This window comes from Arthrobacter sp. Sr24 (assembly GCF_054511175.1).
Genome location: NZ_JBTNDB010000029.1, coordinates 35508 through 47549 on the forward strand (window position 1 = coordinate 35508; position 12042 = coordinate 47549).

Annotated in this window: 7 protein-coding genes; 2 read left to right on the top strand and 5 right to left on the bottom strand. The window is 62.6% G+C overall.

The window, feature by feature from the left end; all coding sequences use genetic code 11:
- Window positions 1-6: 6 nt before the first annotated feature.
- From ACX80D_RS15435 to ACX80D_RS15445, 3 genes are all read right to left on the bottom strand, one after another.
- Window positions 7-978, bottom strand: a complete 972-nt coding sequence (locus ACX80D_RS15435) for an NAD-dependent epimerase/dehydratase family protein (RefSeq protein WP_459323765.1) — start codon at window positions 976-978, stop codon at window positions 7-9.
- A gap of 80 nt (window positions 979-1058) precedes the next feature.
- Window positions 1059-3725, bottom strand: coding sequence for an alpha/beta fold hydrolase (locus tag ACX80D_RS15440; RefSeq protein WP_459323766.1), 2667 nt, complete (start codon window positions 3723-3725; stop codon window positions 1059-1061).
- Between the two features lie 80 nt (window positions 3726-3805).
- Window positions 3806-4831, bottom strand: coding sequence for a 3-oxoacyl-ACP synthase III (locus ACX80D_RS15445; RefSeq protein WP_459323758.1), 1026 nt, complete (start codon window positions 4829-4831; stop codon window positions 3806-3808).
- 266 nt (window positions 4832-5097) lie between these two features.
- On the opposite strand from ACX80D_RS15445, the gene smc reads away from it, so the two are divergent.
- A complete protein-coding gene (gene smc / locus ACX80D_RS15450; RefSeq protein WP_459323759.1) occupies window positions 5098-8736 on the top strand; it encodes a chromosome segregation protein SMC in 3639 nt (1212 codons plus the stop codon).
- A 318-nt stretch (window positions 8737-9054) separates the two neighbouring features.
- Here the strand turns inward: smc and ACX80D_RS15455 are convergent, their stop codons facing one another.
- Both ACX80D_RS15455 and ACX80D_RS15460 read right to left on the bottom strand, forming a co-directional pair.
- Window positions 9055-9210: an MFS transporter gene (locus ACX80D_RS15455; protein WP_459323760.1), complete on the bottom strand. Its 156-nt coding sequence runs from the start codon at window positions 9208-9210 to the stop codon at window positions 9055-9057.
- Window positions 9211-9281: 71 nt separating this feature from the next.
- The gene (locus ACX80D_RS15460; RefSeq protein ID WP_459323761.1) at window positions 9282-10556 is read right to left on the bottom strand and encodes an MFS transporter; all 1275 of its coding nucleotides are present in this window, start codon (window positions 10554-10556) and stop codon (window positions 9282-9284) included.
- Between the two features lie 87 nt (window positions 10557-10643).
- Here ACX80D_RS15460 and ftsY point away from each other — a divergent pair, with 87 nt between their 5' ends.
- A complete protein-coding gene (gene ftsY, locus ACX80D_RS15465; RefSeq protein WP_459323762.1) occupies window positions 10644-11852 on the top strand; it encodes a signal recognition particle-docking protein FtsY in 1209 nt (402 codons plus the stop codon).
- The last annotated feature ends 190 nt before the right edge of the window (window positions 11853-12042 follow it).

Sequence of the window (12042 nt, forward strand, 5' to 3'; positions counted from 1 at the left end):
CGGCATCTAGCGCGTGCGGTAGTAATCAGCCAACAACCCCAGGCCTTGATCCAGCGAGAGCGATGGAGCCCAAGCCAGCACTGCTTGGGTGTGGCGCTGATCGAACCAATGGGCTGTGGAGAGCTGTTCGGCGAGGAATCTGGTCATAGGGGGTTCATCCTGAACCCACCCCCGCGAACCGGCAACAGTCCACGCCTTTTCAATGAGTGATCCCGCGCCACGGGCTAGCCGTCCGGGCACCGAGTAGCCGGGGGCCTTGACGCCAGCAGCGGCGCAGATTCCAGCAATGAGCTCACCCACGGCACGAGGTTCGCCGTTGGTGACGACCAGTGCTTGCCCATGCGCGTACTCCATCCGTTCAAGGCCGCGGACAATGGCTTCTGCAGCGTTGTCTACGTAGGTGGTGTCGATCAGCGCGCGCCCGCCGTCAAGCAGGGGTAGCCGGCCGGCCCGGGCGCGTTCCACCACGCGTTCCACCAGCTGAGTATCGCCGGGACCCCACACCACATGAGGGCGGATGGCCGTGACACGGAACTCGGGGGAGTCCTCGGATAAGGCGATCACCTCGGCCGCCGCCTTGGAGCGCGCGTAGTGTCCACGGGCCAAATCGGGATTCGCTGTTCCTGCGGCCGCGCCAACAATGGAGCTGCCAAAATGGGCCACCGAGGGAGAAGAAACAAACACGAAGTCTCGCAGGCCCTCATGCTGAGAGGCCGAGATCAGCTGGCGCGTACCCACAATGTTTGTGGAGACAAAGTCAGTCCATTCGCCAGTGAAGGAAACTTTCGCGGCCAAATGCACCACGGCGTCCATCCCTGCCACGGCGCGGGCGGCAACATCGGGATCCGCAACAGAACCCTGCATAGATTCCCAGGGCGCGTCCACAGGGCGGCGCTGCAAACTTCGGACAAAATATCCACGATCGTGCAACAGCTGAGCCACGGCCCGGCCCAACATGCCGCTGGTGCCAGTGACCAGTACGCGCCGCTGGCCAGCGCTAGCGTCCGCGCTGGGTGCCGTGACAGCGCTGGGCGATGCGCCCGAGTTTGATCCTGCACTCACGGCTGGCCGGCTTTCTCCCCAGCCAGCATGCGCGCCGCCCAGCGCGACAACTTAGCCCTGTCAATCTTTGAATTGTGCCGCACATCGGTGGGCATGGCGTCAATGGTGATTACAGCTGCCAGCGGCAAACCCACCGAGAGCGATGCTTCCCGCACAGCGGCAGCAAGGTCTGCAGGCGCCAATCCAGGACGCTTGACGGCCGGAAGGGCTTCCACAATAGCCACAGCAGCCTGCGTGCCCATGGGACCCACCCCCACTACAGCAGCCCGCGAAACCTCAGTCACTAGTTCAATGGCTTGCTCGGGAGCAACCGGTGTCTTCACACCAGCAGGCGTGGTCAGGATGTGTTCCATCCGCCCCTCAACCCACAGCCGGCCTGCAGAATCCAGATGACCCACATCCCCGGTACGGTGCCAGCCAGGAATGGAAACGCTGTGCTGTTCGGTGATCCACAGGCGGTCGTAGCGTTCCTTGACGTGCGGAGCGCTGACCAAAATCTCGCCGGTGACATTCGCCGCCGTCGTCGATTCCAGCACCAGGCCCTCACCGGTGATCGGCGCGATCGACACCGTCGCGCCAGCCACCGCGGTCCCCACGCAAACGCCATTTCCCACGCCAGCGGCAAGAATGCCCGGCAGATCGATGTCGGTGATGGGCAGCGCCTCGGTCATTCCATAGGGCGTGTGAAGCTCGGCATTGGTGGCCAGCTCCTGCACCTGGGTGAGCAACGTGTGTCCCAGAGGTGCCCCGGCAGAGAGGAGAAGTTCGACGCCGGCCATCACCTTGCGCAGCTCGGGTGAGAGTTCCGCCGCGGTCTCCACCACGTTCACGAGTGCTGCGGGGGAGGCGAAAACAACCGTTGCCTCAATGGCTGCGGCCGCCTCGGCCAAGGCTTTGGCGGTTAGTGTGCGGGGGGCCGTGACATCCATGTCGGGGGTGACAGTAGTTGCACCCAAAGCCGGGCCCAGTAGTGCGAACGGTGCGAATCCAGCCACGAGGGCGGTTCCAGCCTCCAGCCGGTAAGTGGCCTTGAGGGTATCGCGCATAGCGGCCAGGCGGCGGTGTGTGTACACCACACCCTTGGCCGGGCCCGTGGAACCAGACGTGAACAGCACGGCTGCATCAGCGTCGGGATCGGGTGCGCTAAAAGTGGTGGGGTAGCCAGCAAGCCGGGTGACCCGGCCGTTGGCCATCAACTGCGGCACCGTGGCAGCAACGTTGAACAAAGACTTCTTCACAGTGGCGGAGGAGCCGGTGAAGTCTTCGGCGGCGATCCGGATACCAGGCCAGTTGTAGAGGCGCGCACCAGCCAAACCACGTTCAATGCCAATGAGGAAGTCCGGTCCGGCGCCCTTGATGGCACGGCCCAGTCCCTTGGTGCCCAGCCCAGCATCGGCCACCACAATCACGGCGCCCAAACGCAGGCAGGCGTAAATCAAGGTGGTCAGGTTAATGCCTGGCGGCACCAAGAGGTTGACTCGGTTCCCGGGCTTGACGCCGAATTCGCGCAGACCTGCAGCGAGATCATTCACATCACGGAACAACTGCGCCCATGTCAGGGCGCGGGTCCCCCCGTTCGGCAGCATGTCCACTACCGCGGTGGTGGTGTCGGTGCTGCGGCTATCCAGCTCAGCCAACATCGACACATATTCCCCGCCGGCTCCCTCGGTTCGCAAGCTCGCCGTGGGGCCCTCGCCAGCGTGGGCCCAACCGGCCGCGACGTTCTCCAGCCACGCGAACGCCGGGGTGGCAATGTCGCGGTCTTCTTGAACCAAGTGGCTGGCACCTTCAAAGCGGTGCACCTCGGCCTGCGGCAGCCGGGTCAAAAGATCGCGCAGATACCGGTCTGAGAACACGGGATCCTTGGGGCCCCACAGCATCAAGACGGGTACGTCTAAGTTGCTGATGTCCGTGGATACTGCATTGAGGGCAGCCCATGAGGGGTGCTCCGGTGTGGCCGGAATATCGGCCACGAAGTTGCCTACGCCTGCTCGCCGGGCGATGCTTTGATACGGGGCCATGAAGGCCTCCCGGACCTCATCAGCCAGGGCAGGCGTAGCGAGACCGTGTGTGATGCGCAAAAAGGCGGAAGACGTCGTCGTGCCCCACTTGTGAACAGCGGGATGAAGAGCTAATTGCAGTGCCGGGGGAAGTGAGAATCCGGCCGGGTGTACTGCGGTGTTGGTGAGAACCACGGCGGCCAGCTGGTCCTTGTGGCGGGTGGCCCAGCCGAGGGAGATGATGCCGCCCCAGTCGTGCCCCACGCTGACAATGGGGCCGGTGAGGCCCAGATTGGCGGTGAAATCGGAGAGGTCGGTGATGCGGTCCTCGAGGCGGCGGAAGGTGCCCGTGCGCTCAGAGAAGCCCATGTCCAGCTGATCCACGGCGATGACGCGCCACGGACCGCCGGTGGCCAGAGTCTCGGGGGAAGTGGCTTCGGCTAGCAGGGTGCGCCACAAATACGACCACGTGGGGTTGCCGTGCACGCACAATAACGTACCGCGGGGTTCCATTCCTGTGGCCAGCACAGCGGCCTGGTTGTCCAAATAGTGCCACTGCCGGCTGGTGCCCTCGGGATCAACTGCTGCGGTGGAGGGAACGCTGCGAACGTGACGCCACGCAGCTTCAACACCGGGCCACGGCTGAGAAAGCGGCTGTGACAGCGGCTGAGTTTCAGGCTGGGTCGCAGCAGGGGATTCCGATAGAGGGGAAAAAACTGTTCCTTCAGAAGCAGAAGCCACAGCTACCACGCAATTTCCAACATGGCGGTGTTCAAACCCGAGCCCACGCCCATGCACAGCACGCGGTCGCCACGGTTCAAGCTCTGGGATTCCTGTGCCAAGGTCATAGGCAAGGAAGCCGGGCCCACATTGCCCCATTTGGGGAACGTGATAGGGACGCGGCCCTTGATCAGATTCACGGCCTTGATGATGGCATTGGTGTAGGAGTTGGAGACCTGGTGAGTCACGTAACGGTCCATGGAGCGCCAGTTCCAGCCATCGGTATGGGCCTCATCCCAGGCGTCCGTGACCAATTTCAAACCATTATCCAGCAGGCCCTTGGTGTCAGTGAACATGCCGTCGGGGCCGCCAACACACAGTTCGTGGTGTTCGGTGCCTGCACGGGAGACGCCTCCTACAATGCGGTGGCCGTCGGGGTGTAGATCCGCCGGACCCATCACGGCAGCGGCAGCGCCGGAGCCCAGGGTTAGGGTGGCAAATTCCTTCAAGTAGTCAGCGCGCGTGGACGCCTCATCGTTGAGACGCTTGAACGTTGTTTCCTGCGTAGTTTGGGCGTCCTCTCCGGCAACGATGAGGGCGTACTTGATTTGACCGGAATCGATCATGTTGGCGGCCAAGGTCATGCCGTTGACAAATCCTAGGCAAGCGTTCGCTACGTCAAAATTCATGGCGGAGGACGGCAGGCCCAAACCGTTGTGGACCTTGACGGCAACCGAGGGTTCAAGATTGCGACGGGTCACGGAGGTGTTGATCAACAGACCAATCTGGCTGGCATCGATGCCGGCTTCGGCCATGGCTTTGGCGCCAGCCTCGATGGCGGCGTCGTCAAAGTCTGTTCCCGGGGCCCACCAGCGACGTTCTTCCACACCGGCCACGCGTTCCAGTAACCGTTTGGAGAGCCGCAAGCGTTTCAGGCTGGGGGCTAGGCGGGCGTCGAAGTCGCTGGACTTGACCACCACTGGGGCCTCAATGCTGGAAACAGCGAGCAAAGCGGTGTTGTGGTGACGAAACGTAGCGTTGCCGATCAAGTTCCAGCCTTTTTCTTGGGGTATGAGGGGTGTCAGGCGGCACCGGAAGTCCAGTGTCCGTTTCCTGATGTGTGCTGGGATTCATGCCGCAAAAGCCGTCTTTGATCCCTGAACATATCAAGACCCACCCTTAACTATGCACCTATAAGGGGTGTTCGTGCACATGCACCGTGATGCATACACGGAAGGTGGCGCCCGGGTGGGAGCAGCAAATTCACGATAGATTGGTTTGTGAGAAACAGCCCGGCGCAGGAGAAGAAAACAGTTTGCATCTAAAAAGTCTTTCCGTGCGCGGTTTCAAGTCCTTCGCCTCGGCCACCACCTTTGACTTTGAACCCGGTGTGACCGCGGTTGTGGGCCCCAACGGCTCAGGTAAATCCAATGTGGTGGATGCTCTGGCCTGGGTCATGGGCGAGCAGGGAGCCAAGACCCTGCGCGGCGGAAAAATGGAAGATGTCATCTTCGCCGGCACCTCCGGACGGCCTGCTTTGGGGCGCGCACATGTGGCATTAACCATAGACAACGCCGACGGCGCTCTGCCGATCGACTACGCCGAAGTCACCATTTCCCGAACCCTGTTCCGTGCCGGTGGCTCCGAGTACGCCATCAATGGCACCGCCTGTCGGCTCCTGGATATCCAAGAACTCCTTTCCGATTCGGGCTTGGGCCGGGAGATGCATGTCATTGTGGGTCAGGGCCAGCTGGATAAGGTCCTCCATGCCACGCCCGAGGATCGCCGCGGCTTCATTGAAGAGGCTGCCGGTATCCTCAAACACCGCCGCCGCAAGGAAAAGACCCTGCGCAAGTTGGACGCCATGGGTGCCAACTTGGCCAGGCTCACAGATCTAACGGGGGAGATCCGCCGCCAATTGACCCCGTTGGGCAAACAGGCCGCCGTGGCTAGGCGAGCCCAAACCGTGCAGTTCGATGTCCGTGATGCCAGAGCACGCCTGCTCGCGGATGACATCGTCACCCTGACCCAGACCGTGGAACGCGATGAGGCAGCGGAACGTGAACTCAAGAACCGCCGGATCCGTGTAGAGCAAGAACTGCAGGCTGCCCGCACGCGCCAAGCTGCGTTGGAGCAAGAGGCTGCCGCAGCAACCCCTGTCCTGAACGCGGCTCGCGATAACTGGTACCAGCTCTCCGCTACCCGCGATCAGCTCAAAGCCCTGGGTGTTCTAGCTGCCGAGCGCCGGCGTCACCTCGGCGCCACCGAAGCCGCTCCGGATCCCAGCCGCGACCCCGACCGTTTGGCCGAGCAGGCCGTGCGCTTACGTGCCGAGGAGGCGGAGCTGGAGCTCGCCTTGGAGGAGCGCCGCTACGGGCTGGAAACGGCTATGGAGATCAAGGAGGAGGCTGAGACTGCCGTCCGCGCCGAGGAACAGCGGGTGCGGGAGCAGTTGCGAGCCGCCGCCGATCGTCGTGAGGGGTTGGCCAAGCTGGCTGGCAAGGTTTCCGCCGCCCGCTCCCGGGTGGAGTCGGCGGAGGCTGAGATTGGGCGGCTTCACAACAGCAAGGCCGCCGGCGCGCAACGCCATACCGTGGCAGCGCAAGAATTTTCTGCTCTGGAATCCCAAGTGGCCGGTGTGGAGGAGGGCGAAGAGCGCCTCGACGCCGACTATGAAGGTGCCGCCGCCGCGCTCGCCACCGTTGATGCGCAGATTGCTGCGCTCACGCAGGAGCAGCTGGCCGCCGAACGTGAACGCGATTCCCTGACCGCCCGCCGCGATGCGCTCGCCGTGGGCCTGTTGCGCAAGGATGCCAGCGCCCAGTTGCTCGAGGCCCGCCCCGAGGGGGTGCTCGCCTCCATGGCGCAGCTCCTGGTGGTGGTGCCCAGCTACGAGACGGCCATCGCCGCCGCCCTGAACGCGGCGGCCGAAGGCGTTGGGGTCACCGATATGGACGCGGCTGTAGCTGCCCTTGAGCTCGTCAAGACGCACGACGGCGGCCGCGTCACCCTAGTCCTCGCCGACGGTGCTGGTGGTCGAGCCGGTGCGGCAGATGAGTCCGGTAGCCGGGCTGGTCGAGACCAGAACGCCGCAGCGGCAGCCGCAGCAGCCGCTGTGTCCGGAGCCGTCGTCGCCCGTTTACAGGTGAGTGGGCCGCCCGAGCTTGAGCAGACCCTCGATGCCCTGCTCAACGGTGTGGTGTTGGTTCCTGATATGAGCGCAGCGCAGGACGTTTTGGCCCAGGATGCGGCGCTGACCGCGGTGACCGCGGCCGGAGACGTGTTCACTCAGTGGGTGATTCAGGGTGGTTCGGCCACGGCGCCATCGTTGCTGGAGTTGCAGGCAGCTGTGGATGAGACAGAGGCAGCTCTGGCGAAGGCTGTGGCTCGCGGTGAACAATCGCGCTTTGCGCTCGCAGGTTTGCAGGGTCAGCGGGGTGCTTTGGCACGGGCAGAATCTGATGCTCTCGCTGCCCTGAATGAGTCGGATGCCCGGCTGGCAGCGGTCGCTGAACGGCTAGGTATGTTGGGGGCTGCTTTGCGATCGGCAGCTGGCGAAGCGCAACGTCATGACCAAGCCGTGCAGGTTGCCACCGCCAATCTGGAACGGGAACAAGAAGCGCTCCAAGAGGTTGCGGCGCGGTTGGCAACAGCACAAGTGGCCCCGGCCGAGGCTGAACCTTCCATGGATGAGCGCGATGCCCTAGCCGCGGCAGCCACGGCTGCCCGCGCCGTGGAGTTGGAAACGAGGCTGTCACTGCGCAGCACTGAGGATGCGCTGAACGCTGCGCGCAACCGGGCCGCATCGCTGGAACGGGCAGCCGCCACGGAGCGCCAAGCCCGGGAGCAGGCGGCACAGCGTGCTAAACGTCGACTGTTTCAAGCGCGGAAAGCGGCTGCTGTGGCTGCCGCAACCACGCACATTTTGGTGCATGTTCAGGAGTCGATTGAGCTGGCCGAGCATGTTCGGGATGAGGCCGAGGAGCAGCGGGCCACGCGGGAGGTGGAGCTCATGGCTGTCCGCAGTGCCACGCTGGAGGCTGAGAAGGATTTGGCACGGCTGACAGATTCTGTGCACAAGGATGAGCTGGCTCGTGCTGCACAGAAGCTGCGGATTGAGGCGTTGGAAAATAAGTCGATCGAGGAATTAGGGCTCAGCGTGGACCACCTGCTCAAGGAGTACGGTCCGGAGACGCTGGTTCCACTGGGTCCGGGCGAGGTCACCGACAAGTGGGCTGCGCTGCGCGTTGCCGTCGATGACGACGGTCAGGAAATCCGAGAAGGTACGCCGTTTGTGCGCGATGAGCAGGAGAAACGGCTCAAACGCGCCGAACGCGATCTGGCCGCTCTGGGCAAGGTCAACCCCTTGGCCTTGGAGGAATTTGCCGCCTTGGAGGAACGCCACCAGTTCCTGTCCGGCCAATTAGAGGACCTGAAATCCAGCCGCAAGGACTTGCTGGACATCATCAAGGAAGTGGATGCGCGTGTGGAGGAAGTGTTCACGGCCGCGTATGCCGACACTGCCGCCCAATTTGAGCGGGTCTTTGGCCGGCTGTTCCCCGGGGGAGAAGGGCGCCTGGTCCTGACCGATCCGGAAAACATGCTCACCACCGGCATTGAGGTCGAGGCACGGCCTGCCGGCAAGAGGATCAAGCGGCTCTCTTTGCTCTCTGGCGGGGAGCGCTCGCTGACGGCCGTGGCTTTGCTCGTGGCCATTTTCAAGGCCCGGCCCTCGCCCTTCTATGTCATGGACGAGGTGGAAGCTGCGCTCGATGACACCAATCTGGGCCGGCTCATCACCATCTTCGAAGAGCTGCGCGAGTCCAGCCAGCTCATCATCATCACGCACCAGAAGCGGACCATGGACGTTGCGGACGCGCTATACGGAGTCTCCATGAGGGGCGACGGCGTTTCCACCGTGATCAGCCAGCGCATGGACCGCGCTACCTCCTAAGGTTCAAACTAAGGCTCACCCCGTTCAAGGGTGGGCCTGGGTGCGCAGCTGGTGGAACGGCGTCGTGCTTCTGACGCTTTGCTTACCTTGGCGAGTTGGCGCTCGCGCCAGCACTGCTGGATCTTCTCGAGGGATGTGCCCGAGGTTTCCGGGACTGGTTTAATCACGTAGACAAAAATGACCGCGGACAGCACGGCGAAGAGCGGGAACACCAACGGAGCAAAACGCTCCGTGGCAGGGGGAACGCTTGGGAGAAGATGGCGTTGAACAGGTACTGGGTGAAGGTTATGACACCCATGCCGAAGTCGAAGATGGCAATCATGCCCAGGCGGTGAGTGGTCCGCGGATACGGGTGGGGGCCAGTTCGGAGAGATAAATCAGACCGAACATGTCAGCGATACCCACGGCCAGTCCCAGGAAGAATCGGGCGAACATGAGCGTGGGGATGCCGGTGGTGGCGGTCAAAGCATTCAAACCCTGCGCTCCGGCGTCGATGCCGAAGTCATTGACCGGCAGGAGTAGCGCGCCGGGCCTAATTTCGAACCTCAGCCCAGATTCTGCGGCACCGCGAGCTTAGTGTCTTTGGCGGGGATCCAGAAGAGGAAGCTGAGCAATGCCACAGCTGTCGCCATGAGGAAAGCCGGTCCAAAGGAGAACGCGTCGACCAGCATGCCTGCGGCGATAGGTCCGATGATGGCGCCCAGATCGGAACTCATTTGGAAGGTGGAGAGTACTTTTCCTCCAGAGCGTTCGTTGCCAATGACGTCCGCCACGACCGCTTGCTGAGCGGGGCCCATGAGGCCGCTGCCTAGACCAGCAATGGCGGAAACCACGAAGAACCAGAATTCGTTTCCTGTGAAGCCTAGGACTCCCATGGCGATGCCGTTGACGGCCAGTCCGGAAAGGATCATGGGTTTGCGGCCCCAGGTGTCGGCCAATTTTCCTGAGAACGTCAGTGCCGCGCCCGTCCCCACCGCAAAGACGGCCAGTGACAGTCCTGCAACTTCGGTCCCGGCGCCCAAGGCCACGGTGGCAAAGAGCGGAACCAAGGCCATCCGAATGCCGAATGCAGACCAGCCATTGGCAAACCCTGAGGTCAAAACGGCCCGGTAGGCCGGCATCCCCAGAGCTTCGCGCAGCGGAAGAGCCGCTTTTTTCACAGCTGCAGGCGCAGTGACCGCTTGAGTGGCAGCTCTTCGTGCAACGGCAGCAACAGAGGGGATTTGGGTGGCGACCAAGAGGGCTACCAATACCAGCGCAGCTGCATACACCAGGAACGGCAGCTGCATGCCCAAGCCCGCCAGTAAACCGCCGACGGCTGGGCCGGCAATATTGCCGAGCAAGAATGATCCGGCATAAAGACTTGAAATGCGTCCGCGTGCCTGTGGGGGAGCGAGCCTGATCAGCAGCCCCATGGCGGCCACCGTGAACATGGTGGAACCAATTCCACCGAGGCCTCGGTAGAGGAGTAACTGCCAATAGTTATGGGCGAAGGCGCACGCAGCAGACGATGCGGCAACAATGAGGATGCCAATAATGTACGTGCGCCGTTCCCCCATCCGCTCAACGAGCCAGCCACTCAGGGGGGCAAAGAGCAGCCGGGTGAAGGCAAAGGCGCTGACCACCACGGCGGCCGCGCTCACACTGACGTCGAAGCTCTGCGCGAATTGCGGCAGCACCGGGGCCACGATGCCAAAACCAATGGCAATCATGAAGGCAGCAGCCACCAGGACCTTAATGTCGCGGGACAGTGCCACCGGGGGAAGATCCGGAGATTTCTTCGCGGGCGGCGTATTCGAGGAGGCAGTGGAGGAAGACATCACTGATGAGTGTCCCACATGGGATGCAACGGGGTTCAATGGTGTGCTCAAAGCGAGCTCCTGCACTGCCCGTGAGAGACTGGTGGGGTGAACGAATTTCTCCCCATCATCCTGTCCATCGTGGTTGGACTCGCCGTCATTGGCGGTCTCATCCCCGTCTTCCTCAAGGCTCGCCGCAACAGGCAGAACTACGTCGGCCCGCGCGACGCCAATGATCCGGCGCCGCTGGACTCTGCTGGTCCCCAAAGTGGTGATGCCCAAGGTGGCGGCACCCTGGTGGAGGATCGCCCCGACGCCCAGGTTCCGCCGTCGGACCTTGAAACCGTAGAGCTTGAGCCGGAAATACCAGCGGCCCCGTCGCTGGACACGCCGCTGCCAGTGGAGGGCCGCCTGGTCCGCCTGCGTGCGCGATTGGCGAAGTCCAACAACGCCCTGGGCAAGGGTCTGCTGGCGCTGCTTTCCCGCGACACCATTGATGAGGACGTGTGGGAAGAGGTCGAGGAGACGCTGCTACTGGCGGACATCGGCACCGATTCCACCATGGAGTTGGTGGACACTTTGCGCGACCGTGTGAAGGTTTTGGGCGTCCGCAGCCCCGAGCATGTTCAGTCGATGCTGCGTGAAGAGCTCATTAAGCTCGTTGATCCCACCATGGACCGCACGCTGAACATCACCCGCCACGATGACCGCCCGGCCGTGCTCATGGTGGTTGGTGTCAATGGCGTGGGCAAGACCACCACGGTTGGCAAGCTGGCCCGTGTGCTGGTGGCCGAGGACAAGGACGTACTCCTTGGTGCGGCCGATACCTTCCGTGCCGCCGCCGCTGAGCAGCTGGCCACCTGGGGTGCCCGTGTGGGTGTTCCCACCGTGAAGTCCGACGTCGATGGGGCAGACCCAGCGTCCGTCGCCTTTGAGGCGGTCAAGGTGGGCATCGAGCAAGAAGTTGACGTTGTCATGATTGACACGGCCGGCCGCCTGCAGAACAAAGTTGGCCTGATGGACGAGCTCGGCAAGGTCAAGCGCGTCATTGAAAAGCAGGCAACGGTTGATGAGGTGCTGCTGGTGCTGGATGCCACCACTGGCCAGAACGGGCTGACCCAGGCGAAGGTCTTCGCCGAGGTAGTCAACATCACCGGTATTGTGCTGACCAAGCTGGACGGCACCGCTAAGGGCGGCATCGTGGTGGCAATTCAGAAGACGCTTGGTGTCCCGGTCAAGCTCGTTGGCTTAGGCGAAGGTGCCGACGATCTGGCTCCGTTTGATGCTGAAAGTTTTGTTGACGCTCTGCTGAACTGAGTGAAAAGGGTTGTTTGAAGACCTGCCAGAAAAGCTCCGGAAATGCTAAAAAGAAAGTGTCCGCCTCGGCGGATGCTTTCTTTTTTCAGTACGCCCAGCATGGGCATTTGCTTGGAGGTGAAAGTCCTCTGGTCGAGAAGGTGGTTTAAGACCTAGTCAATGGCAACTGCGTCACCGTGAGGTGGGGTGG